The organism is Gordonia amicalis (assembly GCF_022059885.1).
GTDB classification, from domain to species: domain Bacteria; phylum Actinomycetota; class Actinomycetes; order Mycobacteriales; family Mycobacteriaceae; genus Gordonia; species Gordonia amicalis.
This window is the reverse complement of record NZ_CP091855.1, coordinates 920,156-939,163: the sequence shown is the minus strand read 5'-3', so window position 1 is coordinate 939,163 and position 19,008 is coordinate 920,156. Positions and strand designations below refer to the sequence as shown.

The following is a 19,008-nucleotide window of genomic DNA, read 5'->3' as shown; positions in this document are numbered from 1 at the left end:
CCTCTTCTCGCCGCGCCTACTTCTGTCCGCGGGACGCCCACCACTCCTGTAGAGCCTGCTCGGCCTCCTCGTGGCTCAGCGGCCCACGATCGAGGCGGAGTTCCTTCAGATGCCGCCAGGCCTGGCCGACGATCGGGCCGGGCGGCACGCCCAGCATCTCCATGATCGCGTTGCCGTCGAGGTCGGGACGAACCTTCTCGAGATCCTCCGCCGCCTTGAGCGCTGCGATCCGCTGTTCGAGGTTGTCGTAGTTCTGCTGCAGCCGGCGGGCGCGGCGCTTGTTCCGCGTGGTGCAGTCGGCTCGCACCAGCTTGTTGAGCCGGTCGAGCAGGGGACCGGCGTCGTTGACATAGCGCCGCACCGCGGAATCGGTCCAGGCACCGTCGCCGTATCCGTGGAACCGCAGGTGCAGGAACACCAGGTCCGCGACGTCGGCGACGACAGCCTTGGGATACTTCAGCGCTCTCATCCGCTTGCGCACCATCTTGGCTCCGACCACCTCGTGGTGATGGAAGCTCACCCCGCCGCCGGGTTCGTGGCGTCGAGTCGCGGGTTTGCCGATGTCGTGGAGCAGTGCCGCCCAGCGCAGGATCAGGTCGGGATCGCCCTCCTCGAGGTCGATCGCCTGCTTCAGGACGGTCAGCGAATGCTGGTAGACGTCCTTGTGCTGGTGGTGCTCGTCGATGGTGAGCTTCATCCCGGGGATCTCCGGCATCACCCGCTCCGCCAGGCCCGTATCGACCATCGCGTCGATCGCGTCGATCGGGAACTCACCGCAGATGAGCTTGTCCAGCTCGGCGCGGATACGTTCGGCGGTGATGCGGTCGATCTCTCCGTTCATCTCGGTGATGGCCTGCCACACGCGCGGCGCGAGCCGGAATCCGAGCTGGGAGATGAAGCGGACGGCACGCAGCATCCGCAGCGGATCGTCGCCGAAGGACTGCTCCGGTGTCGCCGGGGTGTCGATGACACCGGCCAGCAACGCGGTCATCCCGTCGAGCGGATCGCAGAAGTCCTCGGCGCCCCGGGCACCGATACGCACGGCCATCGCGTTGACGGTGAAGTCGCGGCGGACGAGATCGTCTTCGAGGGTCTCGCCGAAGGTGACCTCCGGATTGCGGCTGACCTGGTCGTACGTGTCGGCGCGGAATGTGGTGATCTCGATCTGGTGGTCGCCCTTGCGGACGCCGACCGTGCCGAACTCGATCCCGACATCCCAGAACGCGTCCGCCCACCCCTTGAGGAGACGGGACACCTGTTCGGGACGCGCGTCGGTGGTGAAGTCCAGATCGTTGCCGAGGCGGCCCAGCACGGCGTCGCGCACCGAGCCGCCGACCAGGTACAACTCGTGACCCGCCGACGCGAACAGCTCACCGAGAGGAGCCAGGACGTCGTCGAGCTCCCGGAGGGCTATCGCCGCCGCGGCCATCAGCCGCACCTTGCGGTCCGGATCCGACACCGTCGGCCGTACATCCGACGGAGAAGAGTCATTCACGGCTTGCCACCCTACCGTCGTCACCCGCGGCATCGACGCCGTGGAGGAGACCGGCCCACGGCCGGGTCGTGGTCACCTGTCGATATCCGTCGTACACCGTGTCCGTGGGTTCCGTGGCCGGGCGTCCACATCCTTCTCGCACTACGAGGCGTCCGGGCAAACTGCAGGTGACATGCCGCTAGCATCGTGGAGTGTCCACCGATTCCTCGACCAACCCTTCAGACGTCAGCGACGTCTCGTCGGGTTCGCGTGGGGACGGCACCGGACAGGCAGGTCAGAACCAATCCGGCCAGGGACGTCGTACCCGCCGTGGCCGGCGCCGTCGAGGACAGCGCAAGGGCGAGGGTCGCGGAACCGCGACTGCGCACAACAGCGGTGGTCACGCCGCCGCCGGACACAAGCAGTCCGGTTCCAAGCAGAGCGGGCCGACACCGAACGGCCACAAACCCGGCACCCACAAACAGCACAATCCGGCCACGCCACCGGCGCCGACGACCGGCCGGCCCACGCCGAACGATCTCGTGCGCGCCCGGACCGCCGATCCCGCATGCCCCGACCCCGTCGAGGCCGAGTCGGTGGAGAAGCTGCCCGTCGACCCCGACCGCGCACGTCCCCGGGTGACGCCACCCAAGCCCTCGGACATGGCCACGGTCACGGCGACCATCACCACCAAGGGCCTGACGCAGGCGACCGGAAAGAACGGCAAGGGTCGACGCCGCTCCGCGCGGGCCGATCGCACCGCCGACCGGACCGCCGATCGCACGAACACCGACAAGCTGCGGACCGTACGGGAGACCTCGGCCGGCGGACTCGTCATCTCCGATCTCGGGCGGCCCATCGACGACTTGTCCGCCGCACTGATCGGGCGGGTGGATCGTCGCGGCCGGATGATGTGGTCACTGCCCAAGGGGCACATCGAGACGGGCGAGACCGCCGAGCAGACCGCCATCCGGGAGGTCGAGGAGGAGACCGGGATCCAGGGCACGGTCGTCGCACCGCTCGGCAAGATCGACTACTGGTTCGTGAGCGAGGGTCGTCGCATCCACAAGACAGTGCACCACTACCTGCTGCGTTGTGTCGGTGGTGAATTGTCCGACGCCGACTACGAAGTCAGCGAGGTGGCGTGGGTGCCGTTGCACGAGTTGCCGCGTCGCCTCACGTACTCTGACGAGCGGCGACTCGCCCGGATGGCCCGCGGTGTGATCGCCGATCTCGCCGCCGACCCGACCCGGCTCGCCCAGTCCGAGGCCGACAGCATTCGCACCGAACCCAACGCCTATGAGAAAGCCGCCGCAGCGCGCAATCAGCGCCGCAACGAGCCCCCGCCTGCGGCTCGTCCCCGCCGGCGCCGACGCCGTCCCCGACGGCCCGCGGCCGGCGATGGTTGACCCGCGTCAGTTGCCTGCCCGGTCCGGTCCGTTCCCCCGACTCTCTCGCCGCGGACCCGAGCGACGTCACGATGGTCGCGGCGGGATCCTCCGACCCCGGCGGGTGCAGATCGTGACCGCGTTGGCAGCGGTGCTGGGGATCGTCGCACTGCTGTCCCTGCCGGGCGTCGCAGCACCGGCTTCCGCCGTGCCCGAGACGAATGCCACCGGGTCGGCCGGCGCCGCACAGCAGTCGACGCCGCGGTTCGCGCGCATCGTCATCGACTCGATGACCCCGTCGATCATCACCACCACCAGCCGTCCGGTGGTGACGGTGAGTGGTCGCGTCGACAACATCGGCGACCGCTCGATCAGCAACCTGTCCATCCGACTCGAGCGCGGTGATGCGGTCGCCGCTGCGTCGGGACTGCGCACCGAGCTCGCCGATGACGACCCCGCGGTCGCCGTCGCGGGCCCGTTCGAGGCGCTCAGCGAGTCCCTCGCACCGGGGGAGAGCGTCGGCTTCCGGATGTCCATGGCGCTGTCCGCCGGCTCCGGGCCGGACGGCCGGGGACTCGGGATCTCCGAGACCGGGGTCTACCCGATGCAGGTCAACGTGAACGGCACCCCCGACTACGGCAACGCGGCGCAGGTCGCGGGATCGCGGATGCTGCTGCCGGTCCTCTCGTTGCCGCCCGACGAGATCCGCGCCCGCGACTACGTCGACCCGACGACCGACGACACGGGATCGCCGGCCGTCCCCGGCCTGGGACCCGACGGTTCCATCTCCGCCGACCTCGCCAGACCGGCCCGGATGACCCTGCTCTGGCCGTTGGCCGCACCGCCACAGCTCGCCCCCGGAGTCCTCGGCGGCAACACCGAACCCGTCCGTCTCATCAACGAGGACATGGCCCGCTCCCTCGACACCGGTGGGCGACTGAACGAGCTGCTCACGGCACTCCAGAAGGTGGTCGGGGAACCACCGCGGGAGGAGTCCGGCCCGCCCTCGTCCGAGCCCGCCGCCGCGGATTCGTCGGAACCGACGCCCGCTGCGATGCCCGGTTCGGAGAAGCTCGCCGACAGCATGTGCCTGGCCATCGACCCCGACCTCCTGGTGACCGTCCGCGCCATGTCCCTGGGCTACGAGGTGTCGACCAACCCCGCCGACCCGACCTCGGCCACCCGCCGGGGCAACGGTTCCGACGTCGCTCAACGCTGGCTCGATGCGTTGCGCTGGACCGCGAGCCGGATGTGCGTGGTGGCCCTGCCGTTCGCCCAGGCCGATCTCACCTCGCTCAGCCGGATCGGCATCCCGGGACTCACCGAGGCCGCACTGCGTGGTCCCGCCGACATCGTCGACGTGATCCTGGACGTCCGGAGCGTGCGTGGACTGTCGGTGCCCGCTCTCGGCGCGATCGACGACGCCGGTGCCGACGCCCTCGCGCAGGCCGGGATGACGTCGACCGCCTTGGCGTCGAACTCCGTCGTCCCGACCGGCCGCCGCGACGACACCGGTCGGTACCGCGTCGGACGCCTCACCGCTCAGACCTTCGACGCACCGATCACGGCCTCGCTCGCCGCGATCGGCACCGCGCCGCGCACGCCGGCCCTCACACCCGATTCACAGCAGGTGGACCTCACCGACGAATCGGTCGGTAGCCGGCGCCAGAGTGCTCTCGCCGCACTGGCCTATCCGGCGATCGCGGCGCCGGAACCGGATTCGGGAGAGGACGGTTCCACGCCCCGCAATCCGGTGGTGGGCCGATCAGCGTTCCTCGTCCCGCCGACCTACTGGTCCCCGACGGTCGCCGATTCGGATGCGTTGTTCGCGACCGCCCGCCTGCTGCTCGAGTCGGGTGCCGCGACCCCGACACCGTTGCCGACCCTCGTCCAGGAACTCGGCGCCACGACCGCCACCGGCCGCCTGACGAACCCGCCGGGTGTGGGACCGGTGGGCCGCCTCGGATCCGTGCTCACGACGCAGGCCACCGCCGCCATCCGGCGCAATGTCGAGGACAGCTGGCAGTTCGAGGGCGCGCTGGTCCGGTCGGCCGATGTCGCGGCGACCCCGGAGCGGTACATGTCGCCGCTGCATGAGGACCAGTTGCGCGCCATCAGGTCCCCCGACGGCGACGGATCCGCCGTCTACACGCATCTGCGCCGGCTCCAGGAGGAGCGCGTCGACGCCGTCGCGTCGACCCTGCACCGGCTCGGTCAGTCGGTGACGATCCTCGACCCCGGCGGCCGCTACACGCTGGCGTCCGAACGCAGCCCCGTCCTGCTGGCCGTCCGCAACGACCTCGCCCTGCCGGTCCGTGCCCGCCTGACCACGTCGGCACCCGAGGGGGTGGAGATCGGCGATCTCGGGGTGATCGAGATCCCGGCCCGCGGAACACGCCAGATCCAGCTCCCCACACGTGGGGAGACGTCCGAGGCGATCACCATCGACATCCGGCTGGCCACGGTGACCGGGGTGTCCCTCGGCCAGCCGATCACCCTTCGGGTGCACACAAACGCCTACGGCAAACCGTTGTTCTACATCACGATCGTCGCGGGCGTGGCGCTCGTGCTGCTGACCGCCCGCAGGTTGTGGCATCGATTCCGCGGTCAGCCCGACCCCGCCGACGCCGACCGTCCCGAACCCGACGAACTCGAGCGAATGCTGGCGGGAAGCGGGTATCAGGAGCGACGCCGTACCCTGCAAGGCGAGGGTCGGCCGCCCGGCGAGGAGCCGGCAGACCACCCGCACGACCCCTGATCGAGCACTACCCGAGGACGGCGAAACAGTACGTGAACTGGAACGATGTGCCGCGCGAACCGCGGCCGGGGACACCCGGTGCGGTGCCTCCCCAGCGTCCGGAACGCGCCGCTCCCCGCCGGATTCCGCCCGGCTCCGGGCCCGTACCGCCACCGCCCCGTCCCGGCCCCCCGGCGCCGCCACCGCACAACCCCGGTGCCCGGCACACCCCTGGCCCCGTACCCGGTGGTGTCCGTGTCGACGCCCCGCCGGCGGCTCGTCCCGGTCGGCTCGATGCCGCCGGATACCGCGAACGACACAGTGGCGAGACGGACGCTGTCCACACCGGCTCGTCGAAGAAGGTGACCGCCGGCGACGACGGGACGTCGTCGACCGGTCTGGCACGTGACTCCGACTCGAGCATCCTGCGGACTAGCGGCTCGATCGCGATCGCCACCCTCTTCAGTCGCATCACCGGCTTCTTGCGGACCGTGCTGATCCTGGCGATGCTGGGATCGGGCATCGCCTCGGCGTTCCAGGCCGCCGACGTGCTGCCGAACATGATCGCCGAGGTCGTGCTGGGCGCGGTGCTGACGGCCATCGTCATCCCGCTGCTCGCCCGCGCGGAGGCCGAGGATCCCGACGGGGGCCAGGGGTTCATCAACCGGATCTTCACGATCACGGTCGTCGTCCTCGGAACCGCGACCGTGCTCGCGGTCATCGCCGCGCCGCTGCTGACCTACCTCAACCTCGGTGACGGACAGGTCAACCGGGATCTGTCGACACATCTCGCCTACCTGCTGTTACCGGAGATCCTGTTCTACGGTCTCTCGGCTCTGTTCATCGCGATCCTCAACCTGCGCGGCCTGTTCAAACCCGGTGCGTGGGCGCCGGTGCTGAACAACGTCGTCCAGATCACGACGCTCGTCCTGTACGCCCTCGTACCGGGGGAGATCACGCTCAACCCGGTCCGGATGAGCGATCCGCAGCTGCTCGTCCTCGGCATCGGCTGCACCCTCGGCGTCGTACTCCAGGCGATGATCCTGGTGCCGTTCCTGCGCAAGGCGGGCGTGCACCTGCGACTGGAGTGGGGCATCGACGCGCGTCTGCGCCAGTTCGGCAACATGGCCGTGGCGATCGTCGCCTACGTCGCGCTGCTGCAGGTCGGTTTGATCGCGACCTACCGGATCGCCGCCTCCGCGCAGGCGTCGGGCGTCAGCATCTACTTCACCCACTGGCAGTTGCTGCAGCTGCCCTACGGCGTTCTCGGCGTCACCATCCTGACCGCGATCATGCCGCGACTGTCGCGCAACGCGGCCGCCGACGACACGAAGGCCGTGGTCGACGACCTGTCGCTGGCCACCAGGCTGACGATGGTCGCGCTGGTCCCCGTCGTGTCGTTCATGACCTTCTTCGGGCCGGCGATCGCGATCGCCGTGTTCAACTTCGGCCGGTTCGACGCCTCCGACGCCGCCCAGCTGGGTTCGGTGCTCGCCTGGGGCGCGTTCACGCTGATCCCGTACTCGATGACGCTCGTCCAGCTGCGCGTGTTCTATGCCCGCGAGGACGCCTGGACCCCGACGTTCATCGCCCTGGGCATCACGGTCGTCAAGGTCACGTCGTCGTACCTGGGTCCCGTCCTGTTCGACGACCCGTCGAACGTCGTGCGGTGGCTGGCCCTGTCCAACGGTCTCGGCTACCTCGTCGGCGCCGTCGTCGGACATTTCCTGCTGCGCAGCCGTCTGCACGGCGCCCGGCTGTCGAACGTCGCCCGCACCACGCTGGTCACCATCGCGGTCTCACTGAGCGTCTCGGCGGCGGTCTGGGCGATCGCGAAGATCTCCGGCCTCGACCATATGATCGGCTGGTTCGGCAAGGTCGGCTCGGTCCTGTATCTCATCCTGACCGCCGGTGTGGTGCTGACGGTCACCTACGCCGGCCTCGCCGCCGCGCGGGTGCCCGACGTGGTCGCGATCAGCAACGCGGTACGCCGTGTCCTCGGTCGGTTCATTCCGGCGCTCGCACCGCCGGCGGAGCCCGAACGTGAACAGTCCCCGGCGATCACAGTTCAGTTTCCGCGCGTCTCCGGAGACGAATCGCTCCCGTACTCTGGTCAGGTACAGGTGCTACGCCGCTTCGACAGGGGTACCGCGACGTGGCAGTCGTACTCCGTACATTCCGGTGGCGCGATCGGCGCGGGCCGGGGTGTGCGTCCCATCCCAGAGCGTGCACCGGTTCCGCGCGACATCAGATACCGGAGGAAAGGAGTCCGTCGCGTGAGTGACAGCGAGATCGACACGAGTGTGCCCACCGGGTCGCCCGTCGAATCCGGCCCCGGCGAACCGCAGGCTCCGCACGTACCCACTCACGCCAAGTCTCCCGACGCCCAGACTCCCGAGGCGGCCGGTGCCGCCGCACCGGGCGGTTCCACCCGTCCCCGCGGTCCACGACTGATCCCGGGCGCCGCGGTCGCCGGTGGACGCTACCGCCTGCTCGAACAGCACGGCGGCACCCGCGGCCTGCAGTTCTGGCGCGCCCAGGACATCAACCTCGACCGAGAGGTCGCGTTGACCTTCGTCGACGCCGACCAACTCGCACCGCCGCTCGAGCGCGGCCAGGCGGTCAAGACGACCGACCAGGGACCCCAGGCCGTCCTCTCACGCACCCTCCGGCTCGGACAGATCACCTCCGACGGGGTGGCGCGAGTCCTCGACGTGGTGCGTGGATCCTCCGGCGGGATCGTCGTCGCCGAGTGGGTGCCCGGATCGTCGCTGGCCGACGTCGCCCGGACCCAACCGTCGCCGATCGGCGCGGCGCGAGCCGTGCGTTCGCTGGCGGCCGCCGCCGAGATCGCGCATCGTTCCGGGGGTGCGCTGTCGATCGACCACCCCGATCGCATCCGTATCAGCCACGACGGCAACGCGGTTCTCGCTTTCCCGGGCACGCTCGCCGGGGACGACAAGGCCTCCGACGTCCGCGGCCTCGGTGCGGTGCTCTACGCACTGCTGCTGAACCGGTGGACACTCGATCCCGACAACGGGTCACGTCTGGTCACCACCGACGACGTCACCGAACCGATCGGCGGTATCCCGGTGGCCGCGCCGGGCGAGAACGGTCAGCCGCTGGAACCGCGGGCGGGCAAGCCCGACATCCCGTTCGAGATCTCGGCGGTCGCGGCGCGCGCGCTCGACGGAACCCGCGGGATCCGGACGGCTGCGACGGTCCAGCACGTCCTCGACCAGGCCACCGTCGTAGACCTCAACACCGACATGCTCCCCGCGATCACCGATGCCGACGCCCCGCCGCCGGTCACGGTCGCCTCACGTGTCGGCGGCACCGAGCACAAGCCGGGGAGAAAGAACATCGCGCTGCTCGTCGGTGCGGGACTCCTCGCGATCTTCGTGGTCATCGCGCTGATCGTGGGGGCCACCAACGTCTTCGGAAGTGGTGACGGCTCGAGCGACATCGATTCGATCCTGACCACGACGGAGCCGGCGACGCCGGGTGAACAGGCGCCGGGCGCAAAGGCGCCCACCGAGGCCCCGCCGGCCCAGGACATCCCGTTGCAGTCGGTGTCTGTGACCGACTTCTCGTCACAGCCGCCGGACAACTCGGCCAACGTCGGCAACGTCATCACCGGCGCCGCGCCGCCATGGGAGACCGACAACTATCGGGGGCGACCCGACTTCGGCGGTCTGAAGCAGGGCCTGGGCCTGATGTTCGACCTCGGCAGTGACCGGGCCGTGAAGTCGGTGACCATCGAGTCCCCGACCCCGGGTTTCGACGTGGAGGTCCGCACCTCGCCGAACGCGAAGCCCGCATTCGCCCGGACAACGCCGGTCGCCGCGGGGCGCGTCGACCAGAACCCGACGACGATCGAGATCGCGTCTCCGCAGGCCAGCCGCTACGTGATGGTATGGATCACCACCCTTCCCAGTGCGGCCGGCGGCTATCAGGCCGAGATCAGCCGCGTCACGATGGCGGGCTGACCGACTCGTTCGCGACGCTCGGCGCCGCGGCCTCGGCGGCCGGTCCATCCGTCTTCGGCGCCCACCCGGGCGGTCCGAAGATGTAGCCGAGGCGGGCACGCCAGCTCGTCGTCGACTTCACATCGCGGGCGATCGAGGCATACTCGTGCGTCTCGAGCTTCCAGATGTTGTAGGTGTCCACCGGTTTGGTGAGTCCGTAGCGCGGGCGGCGCACCTCCGGCGTGAAGGACCCGAACATCCGGTCCCAGATGATGAAGACGCCGCCGTAGTTGCGGTCGAGGTACTCGGGATCCCGTCCGTGATGCACCCGGTGATGCGACGGGGTGTTGAACACGTACTCGAACGGCGCCCACATCCTGTCGATGTGCTCGGTGTGGATCCAGAACTGGTAGATCAGGTTCAGCGAGTACGCGAAGAACACCAGGGCCGGTGGCACGCCGAGCAGTGGGAGCGGCAGCCACATCACGATCGCCGCGCTGATGTTCCACTTCTGACGAAGCGCCGTCGCGAAGTTGAAGTACTCGCTGGAGTGATGGGCCTGATGGGTGGCCCAGACGATGCGCACACGGTGCGACACGCGATGCACCCAGTAGTAGATGAAGTCCACACCCACGAAGGCGATGACCCATGAGTACCACTGGTTCATCGGTAGGTGCCAGGGTGCGACATAGGTGAACAGGGCGGTGTAGGCGATCAGCCCGAGGAGTTTCCAGAAGGCGCTGGTACCGATGGAGACGAGGCCCATGAGGACGCTCGCGCGCGCATCGCGTGTCTCGTATGCGCCCGGCCGAGGACCGCCCCCGTCATCATCGTGGCCGTCATCGTGCTCGAGCTTGGCCGCGGCGAACCACTCGATCGCGAGCATCGTCACGAAGAACGGGATCGCGAGGACAGTCGGCTCGCGCATCGGTTCCGGCAAGAACTCCAACACCGTGTACTCCCTAGAACACCATCTGACACGTCAGCATGTCAGTTTGATTCTGACAAGGTATCGTGTCAGAAGCTGCGCTGTAAAGAGCCGATCCGCCATTCGCGGGTCACGACGAGAGGAACGACGGATCGTGTCCACGTCCGCCACCGCGGGGCCCTCCGCCGCACCCATCGGGGGCCGACGCTACGGGGGAGCGGATCCGACCGAACGTCAGTCGCGCCGCCGCCGCGCGTTGATCAGCGCCGGACTCGACGTCTTCGGCAGCGAGGGCTACGCCAAGGCCTCGGTCAAGAGTGTCTGCGACCAGGCCGGCCTGACCCAGCGCTACTTCTACGAGTCGTTCACCGACCGTGCCGATCTGCTTGTCGCCGTCTACGACGACTGTGTCGACTTCGCGCGTACCGCGACTCTCGCCGCCGCGAGCCCGTTCCTGGACGCCGAAGCCGACGACACCGAAGCCGACGACACCGAAGCCGACGACACCGAGGACCGGCGAGAACCGAAAGAGGTTGCTCCAGCGAGGATTTCCGGATCAGGGATTGCCGGTGAACTCATCTCCGACGCCGCGCGTGCCACACTCCGGGCCTTCATGTCGGCACTGACCGACGACGAGCGGCGGGCGCGCGTCATGCTGGTCGAGGTCGTCGGCGTCTCGCCGGAGATCGAGCGCGTGCGGATGAGTGCGATCCACGGCTGGGCAGAGCTGATCCTGATGCTGGCGAGGGGGAGTCGTCCGCCCACCGCCCGCCAGCGGCTGGCCTCGGTCGGACTCGTCGGCGCGGTCACCCAGTTGATGGTCGACTGGTACGTTGCGGGACAATCGGATTCCGACATTCCCCGCGAACCCCTCGAAGACGTCCTCGACGTGTGCGTCGAACTCTTCGTCGCCGCGCACGATCGTCTGCTGAACTGACGTCACGATTCTCGTACTCCGCCAAAACGGCTCCATAAGACGTGCTCGGGGAGTAGATTTCGGACCATTCTGCTTCAAGCCGCGGGTCCGCTACTGCCGGGAGGCGACGGATGAGTACAGCAGAGGAGCGCGCGAGACAGCTGGATCTTGTTGCGCGCCTTAAATCTTCTTATCCGGAACTCCCGGACGCACCGACTCCCGATCTCCTCGATCACGCGCGTATCACCGCCTACCTGAAGCCGGTTCACGATGTCGGCGGAGAGCCCGATGCGCCGATCTTCTATGAGGGAAAGGCATATGAGCTGTGGGAGCACATGACCTACGTCATGTGTGAAGTGCTGGCGTGGCGCGGGATCTGGCTGTCCGAGGAGCGTCGGCGCATCGGCAACGTCGACGTCGGTCGTGCGGAATACCTCGGACTCCCGTACTACGGCCGCTGGCTCCTGGCGGTGGCGAGGGTCCTGGTCGAGAAGCATCACATCGCCCTGGGTGAGCTCTCCGAACGCATGCTCGAGGTGCAGGAACGTTATGCCGGGGGACTGGTCGGCAAGACCCTCGAGGCGCGACCCCGTGGTGCCGGCGACGGTTCCGACGTCCCCCGCAACACCCACCACCGCCACGCGGTCGGCGTCGGCGATCCGCAGATCTACGCCGGAACGGCCGGCGAGGCACGGTTCACCGTCGGGAATCGTGTCCTCGTGCGTGAACTACCGGTCGTCTTCTACACGCGCACACCGGAATACGTTCGGGGTGCCACCGGCGAGATCGCTGCCGTCGCCTACGAGAGCCCCGCACCGGAGGACGAGACGTGGGGTCTGTCCGACGCGCAACCCGAGTGGTTCTACGTCGTGGAGTTCCGGATGAGTGAGCTCTGGCACGGATACACCGGCCCCGACGACGACACCCTGCGAACCGAGATCCCGGAGAGGTGGCTGGCGCCGGCCGGTCGAGAGGAGGGCCAGGAACCATGAGCGACGCCCCCGGTGCGCACGTCCACGACCATGATCACGACCACGCGCGCACGGTCGCGCCGATGGTCGAGGAGGTCACCGATTTCGAGGTCCTTGAGATCGCTCTGCGTGAATTGTGCATCGAGAAGGGACTTTTCACCGCGGAGGAACACCGAAGGTTCACCGAGTTCGCCGAGCAGATAGGTCCGACGCCGGCGGCGACCCTGGTCGCCCGGGCGTGGGTGGAACCGGATTTTCGAGAGTTGGCCCTCGCCGAACCCATGACCGCGAGCAAGGAGGTCGGCGTCGACTGGCTGGAACCCACCGGTTTCGGAACGCCCAGTGATTTCACCGCGTTCTCGATTCTGGCCGACACGCCGACGCTTCATCACGTGATCGTGTGCGCGTTGTGTTCGTGCTATCCGCGACCGATTCTCGGCAATTCGCCCGAGTGGTATCGCACGCCGAACTACCGGCGTCGGATGGTTAGGTGGCCGCGACAGGTGTTGTCGGAGTTCGGTCTCCAACTACCGGACAACGTGTCGGTGCGGGTCCAGGACTCCAACCAGAAGCACCGGTTCATGGTGATGCCGCAACGTCCGGCCGGAACCGAGGACTGGACCCGAGACCAGCTGGCCGAGATCATCACGCGGGACTGTCTGATAGGGGTGGCGCTCCCGAAGCCGGGCGTCACCACCAACGCGGTCACCACGGTGCGGCCCGCCGTCCACCCAGCAGGAGAGTGACGATGTCGACGCGGGCCGAAACCGGAGATGTCCACCCGTCCCTCGCCGAGGTCGTCGAACGCGACCAGGTGTGGCCACGAATGGCCGCCAGGTACGGGGTCGCCAATCTCGTTCCGCCGTGGAAGACCAGCCTCGACGGTCTCTGCGATGCGCTCGACCGCGCCGCCGACAACGGCTGCGCGGCACCCGGGACCGTGGAGCGCCGGGACGAGGAGGACCGGTTGGCGGCGACCACCTATGCCGACCTTCCCTATCCGGAGAATCAACTCGTCGCCCTGGCCCACACGCTGCTCGACCGCGGGGTGATCGACGAAGGCGAACTCGCCGAACGGATGGCCGCGGTCCGGGCGCGACTGGAGGCGTGAGGCCGCGGACAAACCGGCTGTCCACAATGGGATCATCCTTGTAGACAACCGCCTCACCACTGCGTCGTGTGTTGACTTCTCCATTACTCTCAGCGCATGGCCGGGGGGAAAGACGCAGTTGACCTGCGTACCGATGAGCAGTTGTTGCGGGCTCACGTCGCCGGCGACCCGGGTGCGTTCTCCGATCTCGTCAACCGCCACCTCGACTATCTGTGGTCGGTCGCCCTACGAACCAGCCAGAGCCCCGAGGACGCCGCCGACGGATTGCAGGATGCGCTGCTGGCCGCTCATCGAACCGCGGCGGATTTCCGCTCCGACGCGAAGGTGACCAGTTGGCTGCACCGGATCGTCGTCAACGCATGTCTGGATCGGATTCGTCGCAACAACTCCCGCAAGACCGTCCCGTTGCCCGAATGGGACGTGATGTCGATCGCGGACACGAGTGACGACATCTCCGCGGTGGACCTGTCGGTTTCCATCGGCCGGGCGCTGCACACACTGCCCGAAGGCCAACGACAGGCCATCGTCGCCGTCGACCTCGAGGGGTACTCCATCGCCGAAGCCGCATCACTGCTCGGTGTCGCCGAGGGGACGATCAAGAGCCGGTGCGCGCGAGGGCGCCTCAAACTCGCCCAGGTCCTCGGCCATCTCCGGACTGCCGATGACGCGTAACCCCATGCCTGCCAACATCTTCCCGGCTGTCCCGGTCGGAGTGGAACCGGAACGGCGCGTCGCGCGTCCAAGTACTCGACGACCACCGACGACGCCCATCGAAATGCCACCATCGAGAGACCGACGCCCGACCTCCGGAATGGAAGACTGACACCATGACCCCGCGGGGACCAGACGACACCGAGTCCGGCGATCTGCCCGATCCGCCGTACTCGGCAGACATGCTGGCCGAGTTCCATGCCGGCGTGCTGTCCGAGCGCGCCACCGACCACATTCGTGCGAAGATCGCGGATGACGCTGCAGCACAGGAGATCCTGGCTGCTCTGGATCGGACGGCAAGGCAACTCCGCGCGTCGGCGCCGGCCCAGCATCGGGTTCCGGATCGGGTTCGCGCCGATGTCCAGGCCATGCTCGCCGCCCTCGCCGGATCGTCCTCGGCCACATCCCCCTCGTTCACAGACGTCCCGTCCACCGCTGCACCCTCCACATCCGCAGGCACGGCCTCGGCACCCGCCGATCCGGACGCGCCGGTGGATCTCGCCGGACGACGCGAACGGTCACGCCGCACGAGGATGGTCGTGCCGCTCGTGCTGGTGGCGGCCGCAGTCGTGGTGGTCGCATTCGGCTCGATCGGTGTGCTGCGTCTGATGTCCTCGTCCTCGGACGACACTCCGCGGCCGACGCAGGCCCAGCCTGCGTCCACCCGGACTCTGGACCCGACCGGTTCCGCGTCGGCGCTCTCGGTCCTCGGCCGCACCGACGGCGCGCCGTTCGAGTCGGTCGCGGCACTCCGCCGGTGCACCGCGGCCCACCTCGTCCCCGCGACCGCGGTCGTCGTCGGCTCGGGGCGGATCATCTTCCACGGTGCCCCCGCTGCCGCCATCCTGCTGTCCACCGGAATCGCCGGCCGCTTCGACGCCCTCATCGTCGGTCTCGAGTGCGACACCGGCAGTCCCGCTTTCCTGGCCCGGGGGACGATCGGCGGCTGACCCGACATCCGTAGGCCGAGACCTGCGTCACCACGCCGGGCGCGTGGACTTGACCGGGAACATCTGCGCTTACCCTTGTGTTGAAGCAGCCGTGATCCCGACGAGACACATCCGGGATCTCGTATACCCCACCAGCACGGAGGACGGATGAGCCAGCCAGAGACCCAGCAGATCCACGACGTGATCATCATCGGATCTGGTCCTGCCGGGTACACCGCGGCGATCTACGCCGCGCGCGCCGAGCTAGCACCGATCGTCTTCGAGGGAATCCAGTTCGGTGGCGCGCTCATGACCACCACCGAGGTCGAGAACTTCCCCGGTTTCCAGACCGGTATCCAGGGTCCGGCCCTGATGGACGAGATGCGCGAGCAGGCGATCCGATTCGGCGCTGACCTGCGCATGGAAGACGTCGACACGGTCCGCCTCGAGGGCGACATCAAGGAGGTCGAGGTCGGCGGAGAGGTGTTCCGCGCACGCGCGGTCATCCTCGCGATGGGTGCCGCCGCACGGTACCTGGGTGTCGAGGGTGAGCAGCAGCTCCTCGGCCGCGGTGTCTCGGCATGTGCGACCTGTGACGGATTCTTTTTCAAGGACCAGGACATCGCCGTCATCGGCGGTGGTGACTCCGCGATGGAGGAGGCCACCTTCCTCACCAAGTTCGCGCGCACCGTCACCCTGGTCCATCGCCGCGAGGAGTTCCGCGCGTCGAAGATCATGCTCGACCGGGCACGCAACAACGACAAGATCCGCTTCGTCACCAACGCCGCTGTGCGTTCGGTCCTCGGCGAGGGTTCGGTCAGCGGTCTCGAGCTCGAGGACACCCGCACCGGCGAGGTGAGCACCCTCGACGTGACGGGCATGTTCGTCGCGATCGGCCACGATCCGCGCAGCCAGCTGGTCCGCGGACAGGTCGATCTCGACGACGAGGGCTATGTCCTCGTCCAGGGACGCACCACCTACACCTCGCTGCCCGGTGTCTTCGCCGCCGGCGACCTGGTCGACCACACCTACCGTCAGGCCATCACGGCGGCCGGTAGCGGTTGTTCGGCGGCCATCGACGCCGAGCGCTGGCTCGCCGAGCAGGGCGAGGCGCCCGAGCACACCGTCGACGCCGAGTCCGTCGCCGACGTCGAGGCTGTTCAGGCACCTGCCTGACCTGCACTTTCCACTCCGAACTTCATTCTTGAGTCCATCTGAGGAGGACACCACCATGGGTGCAAACACGGTCGTCGTCAACGACACCACCTTCAAGGACGCCGTTCTCGGCGCCGACAAGCCGGTCCTGGTCGACTTCTGGGCCACCTGGTGCGGCCCGTGCCGCATGGTTGCCCCGGTCCTCGAGGAGATTGCCCGCGACCACGGCGACAAGCTCACCATCGCCAAGCTGGATGTCGACGAGAGCCCGGCCACCGCGCGTGACTTCCAGATCATGTCGATTCCGACCATGATCCTCTTCGACAAAGGTCAGCCGGTGAAGACGATCGTCGGCGCCAAGGGCAAGGCCGCACTGCTCCGCGAGCTCGACTCGGTGATCGGCCAGTCTGCCTGACCTGCTGTTCCTTCTGATCCGCGGCGAGAGTCCGACGGGTGAACGACGTTGGTGTCGGCCCGCGGGCTCTCGTCGTTGGTAGTCTCGGCCCGGGTCCCCGACCATGCGGGACACGAGCCGACCACGACGCGGCTGGACCTGTTCCAGTTTGGTGTAGTGAACTTCAGCTGAGAGAATGCAGGCTGATGCTGACCGGTACCGCCGTAGTGCGGTCCGCCAGATATCGCCGGCAGGGCGTCACCCTGCCGCGATTCGTACGAGGGGTGACGACATGCCATTGTTCCGACTTGGGGATCACGGCTCGGCGGTGGCCGAGATCCGCGCCATCCTGGTCGGGCTCGGTCTGTTGCCCGAGGACGGGGACGCCGTTTTCGACGAAGCGTGTGACCGGGCAATTCGGGCGTTTCAGCAGCAACGAGGTCTGATCGTCGACGGCATCGTCGGTCCCGCGACCTACCGCGTCCTGCGGGAGGCCTCGTACCGTCTCGGTGCCCGCGTCCTCTCGTATCAACTCTCGGCGCCGATGGTCGGCGACGACGTCGCCACCCTCCAGCACCGACTCCAGAACCTCGGCTACTACACTTCCCTCGTCGACGGCATCTTCGGGCTCAACACCCACAACGCAGTGTGTCTGTACCAGAGTGAATACGGACTGGCCTCGGACGGAATCTGTGGTCCGGCGACGCTGCGCTCCCTCGAGCGACTCGGCACGCGCGTCACCGGTGGCTCGCCGTACGCGATCCGCCAGGAGGAGCAGGTTCGGCGCTCCGGTCCACAGCTGTCGGGCAAGCGGATCCTCATCGATCCGGGCTCCGGGGGGTTGCATCCCCTCTCGACCGGCGATCTCGCCGAACGCGAATCCGATCTCCTCTGGGATCTGGGTGCACGTCTCGAGGGGCGGATGGCCGCCGCCGGGATGCAAACCTTCCTGTCTCATGACGGTCGTGGCCGTCCCGGTGACAACGAACGCGCCCGGGTAGCCAACCTGATGGATGCCGACCTGATGATCTCGCTGCGCTGCGGCCACTACCGCAACGTGCAGGCCAACGGTGTCGCGTCGTTCTACTTCGGCAACAACCAGAACTCCTGCTCGACGATCGGGCGTAATCTCGCAGGCTTCATCCAGCGCGAAATCGCTGCCCGCACACCGCTTGCCGATTGTCGGACGCATGAGCGCACGTGGGATGTCCTGCGACTCACCAGGATGCCGGTGGCACTCATCGACGTCGGATACATCACCAACCCGCACGACGCTGCGGTGCTTGCCAATTCGGATTGGCGCAATGTCATCGCCGACGCCATCCTGGTCGCGGTGAAGCGGTTGTACCTGCTCGACCAGGACGACCGGCCTACGGGCACTTACACTTTCGCGGATCTCCTGGCCGCGGAGAACGCTTCGCGCTGACCCGCGCCGTACCCGACCCCACCGGGACGGCCGTTCGCTGCCGCCCGGCGAGATCGATCTCCGCCATCACCACGAGCTTCTCCAGCGCGCTCTCCACCTCGAACTTCCAGCCGAGTCCTTCATCGAGTTCGAGACGGAACCGCGGAAACCGCTGATGGGATGAAACGACATCGAATCCGGAGTTCTTGAGGAACGACGCATCGATCATGCAGGCTGTGCACAGATCGGCCTGCGGATCCTCGAGGATCTCCCGCGCGACTTCGATGATCGCCTCGTCCGTCCAGAAGTCGAGGTCGGGGAGGGCGCCTCCAGTGGAGGCCGGTCCCGACTCCGTCGATCCGGACGTCGCCGAACCCGTCGGAGAACCGAACTCGGCCGCGCCGGCACCGTTACGCACGAGCCCGAATGACTCCACCGCACGGACACCGCGGCGGATCAGATCGCCGAGAACCGCGTCGAGAAGAATCGTGGCGACCTCGTCGTGTCCCGGCTCCGTGCGAATACTGGTGAGCAGGACCGCGTCGTGACTGACCGGGGAAGTGGGGAAGTGCTGCGAACGGGGCACCCTGTTCGGCGGAGCGTAAAAGGCCGTGCCGATGACATTGTTGGTCGTCGATTCGATGGCGACCTGTCCGCACGCGCCCCATTCGAGCAGTAGCCCGGAGATCCAGGCCTCCTTGTCGAATTCGCTCTCATACGATTCGCCGTGGGCGGTCGGCTCGACTTCCCAGAAGACACATCGCCGGGTGTGCTGGGGCAGCAACTCGAAGGATCCGAGTTCCAGCCGCACGATCGACACGCTCATGTCACCGAGCTCCGGTCCGACGACATGAATCTACGAAAACCATTGAGCTGCAGCCCATCTCACTAAACCGGCGGTCGTCTGACCGATCAATCGTC

15 protein-coding genes are annotated in these 19,008 nt (G+C 67.8%); 12 read left to right on the top strand and 3 right to left on the bottom strand.

Annotated features, from left to right (window positions below; all coding sequences use genetic code 11):
* Positions 1-16: 16 nt before the first annotated feature.
* A complete protein-coding gene (locus IHQ52_RS04290) occupies positions 17-1,459 on the bottom strand; it encodes a CCA tRNA nucleotidyltransferase (RefSeq protein WP_006438702.1) in 1,443 nt (480 codons plus the stop codon).
* 227 nt (positions 1,460-1,686) lie between these two features.
* Between IHQ52_RS04290 and IHQ52_RS04285 the strand changes: the two genes are divergently transcribed.
* The 3 genes from IHQ52_RS04285 (at position 1,687) to IHQ52_RS04275 (ending at position 9,588) form a co-directional block, all read left to right on the top strand.
* Positions 1,687-2,883 (top strand): NUDIX hydrolase, encoded by a 1,197-nt coding sequence (locus tag IHQ52_RS04285; protein WP_040005086.1) that lies wholly within the window; start codon positions 1,687-1,689, stop codon positions 2,881-2,883.
* Between the two features lie 103 nt (positions 2,884-2,986).
* Positions 2,987-5,620: a DUF6049 family protein gene (locus IHQ52_RS04280; protein WP_238064131.1), complete on the top strand. Its 2,634-nt coding sequence runs from the start codon at positions 2,987-2,989 to the stop codon at positions 5,618-5,620.
* 341 nt (positions 5,621-5,961) lie between these two features.
* Entirely contained in the window at positions 5,962-9,588 is a 3,627-nt protein-coding gene (locus IHQ52_RS04275) for a murein biosynthesis integral membrane protein MurJ (protein WP_024497947.1), read from the top strand.
* Here the strand turns inward: IHQ52_RS04275 and IHQ52_RS04270 are convergent.
* Positions 9,572-10,519 carry a sterol desaturase family protein gene (locus IHQ52_RS04270; RefSeq protein ID WP_096274866.1) on the bottom strand — a complete coding sequence of 316 codons (948 nt, stop codon included), beginning with the start codon at positions 10,517-10,519 and terminating at the stop codon, positions 9,572-9,574. The two genes, IHQ52_RS04275 and IHQ52_RS04270, sit on opposite strands and share 17 nt — an antisense overlap.
* Positions 10,520-10,649: 130 nt before the next feature.
* On the opposite strand from IHQ52_RS04270, the gene IHQ52_RS04265 reads away from it, so the two are divergent.
* The 9 genes from IHQ52_RS04265 to IHQ52_RS04225 all read left to right on the top strand — a co-directional run bounded on the left by IHQ52_RS04265 (position 10,650) and on the right by IHQ52_RS04225 (position 18,108).
* Positions 10,650-11,432, top strand: a complete 783-nt coding sequence (locus IHQ52_RS04265) for a TetR/AcrR family transcriptional regulator (RefSeq protein WP_024497946.1) — start codon at positions 10,650-10,652, stop codon at positions 11,430-11,432.
* Positions 11,433-11,542: 110 nt separating this feature from the next.
* A complete protein-coding gene (locus IHQ52_RS04260) occupies positions 11,543-12,403 on the top strand; it encodes an SH3-like domain-containing protein (protein ID WP_035760296.1) in 861 nt (286 codons plus the stop codon).
* Positions 12,400-13,128: a thiocyanate hydrolase subunit gamma gene (scnC, locus tag IHQ52_RS04255; RefSeq protein WP_024497943.1), complete on the top strand. Its 729-nt coding sequence runs from the start codon at positions 12,400-12,402 to the stop codon at positions 13,126-13,128. The genes IHQ52_RS04260 and scnC overlap by 4 nt, the downstream gene beginning before the upstream one ends.
* 2 nt (positions 13,129-13,130) lie before the next feature.
* The gene (locus IHQ52_RS04250) at positions 13,131-13,493 is read left to right on the top strand and encodes an SH3-like domain-containing protein (RefSeq protein WP_024497942.1); all 363 of its coding nucleotides are present in this window, start codon (positions 13,131-13,133) and stop codon (positions 13,491-13,493) included.
* A gap of 96 nt (positions 13,494-13,589) precedes the next feature.
* Entirely contained in the window at positions 13,590-14,165 is a 576-nt protein-coding gene (gene sigM, locus IHQ52_RS04245) for an RNA polymerase sigma factor SigM (protein WP_006437521.1), read from the top strand.
* A gap of 155 nt (positions 14,166-14,320) precedes the next feature.
* A complete protein-coding gene (locus IHQ52_RS04240; RefSeq protein ID WP_024497941.1) occupies positions 14,321-15,154 on the top strand; it encodes an anti-sigma factor in 834 nt (277 codons plus the stop codon).
* 147 nt (positions 15,155-15,301) lie between these two features.
* Positions 15,302-16,309: a thioredoxin-disulfide reductase gene (gene trxB, locus IHQ52_RS04235; protein WP_024497940.1), complete on the top strand. Its 1,008-nt coding sequence runs from the start codon at positions 15,302-15,304 to the stop codon at positions 16,307-16,309.
* Between the two features lie 55 nt (positions 16,310-16,364).
* On the top strand, positions 16,365-16,703 hold the full coding sequence (trxA, locus tag IHQ52_RS04230; protein ID WP_006437518.1) for a thioredoxin: 339 nt from the start codon (positions 16,365-16,367) through the stop codon (positions 16,701-16,703).
* Between the two features lie 271 nt (positions 16,704-16,974).
* Positions 16,975-18,108: an N-acetylmuramoyl-L-alanine amidase gene (locus tag IHQ52_RS04225; RefSeq protein WP_024497939.1), complete on the top strand. Its 1,134-nt coding sequence runs from the start codon at positions 16,975-16,977 to the stop codon at positions 18,106-18,108.
* Here the strand turns inward: IHQ52_RS04225 and IHQ52_RS04220 are convergent.
* Positions 18,053-18,913 (bottom strand): hypothetical protein, encoded by an 861-nt coding sequence (locus IHQ52_RS04220; RefSeq protein WP_024497938.1) that lies wholly within the window; start codon positions 18,911-18,913, stop codon positions 18,053-18,055. The genes IHQ52_RS04225 and IHQ52_RS04220 overlap by 56 nt on opposite strands.
* Positions 18,914-19,008 lie beyond the last annotated feature (95 nt).

What these genes read in the sequence shown, in the direction of transcription:
- IHQ52_RS04260 (WP_035760296.1), top strand. Translation starts at nt 11,543, where the DNA reads ATGAGTACAGCAGAGGAGCGCGCGAGACAGCTGGATCTTGTTGCGCGC.
- scnC (WP_024497943.1), top strand. Translation starts at nt 12,400, where the DNA reads ATGAGCGACGCCCCCGGTGCGCACGTCCACGACCATGATCACGACCAC.
- IHQ52_RS04250 (WP_024497942.1), top strand. Translation starts at nt 13,131, where the DNA reads ATGTCGACGCGGGCCGAAACCGGAGATGTCCACCCGTCCCTCGCCGAG.
- sigM (WP_006437521.1), top strand. Translation starts at nt 13,590, where the DNA reads ATGGCCGGGGGGAAAGACGCAGTTGACCTGCGTACCGATGAGCAGTTG.
- IHQ52_RS04240 (WP_024497941.1), top strand. Translation starts at nt 14,321, where the DNA reads ATGACCCCGCGGGGACCAGACGACACCGAGTCCGGCGATCTGCCCGAT.
- trxB (WP_024497940.1), top strand. Translation starts at nt 15,302, where the DNA reads ATGAGCCAGCCAGAGACCCAGCAGATCCACGACGTGATCATCATCGGA.
- trxA (WP_006437518.1), top strand. Translation starts at nt 16,365, where the DNA reads ATGGGTGCAAACACGGTCGTCGTCAACGACACCACCTTCAAGGACGCC.
- IHQ52_RS04225 (WP_024497939.1), top strand. Translation starts at nt 16,975, where the DNA reads ATGCCATTGTTCCGACTTGGGGATCACGGCTCGGCGGTGGCCGAGATC.
- IHQ52_RS04220 (WP_024497938.1), bottom strand. Translation starts at nt 18,913, where the DNA reads ATGAGCGTGTCGATCGTGCGGCTGGAACTCGGATCCTTCGAGTTGCTG.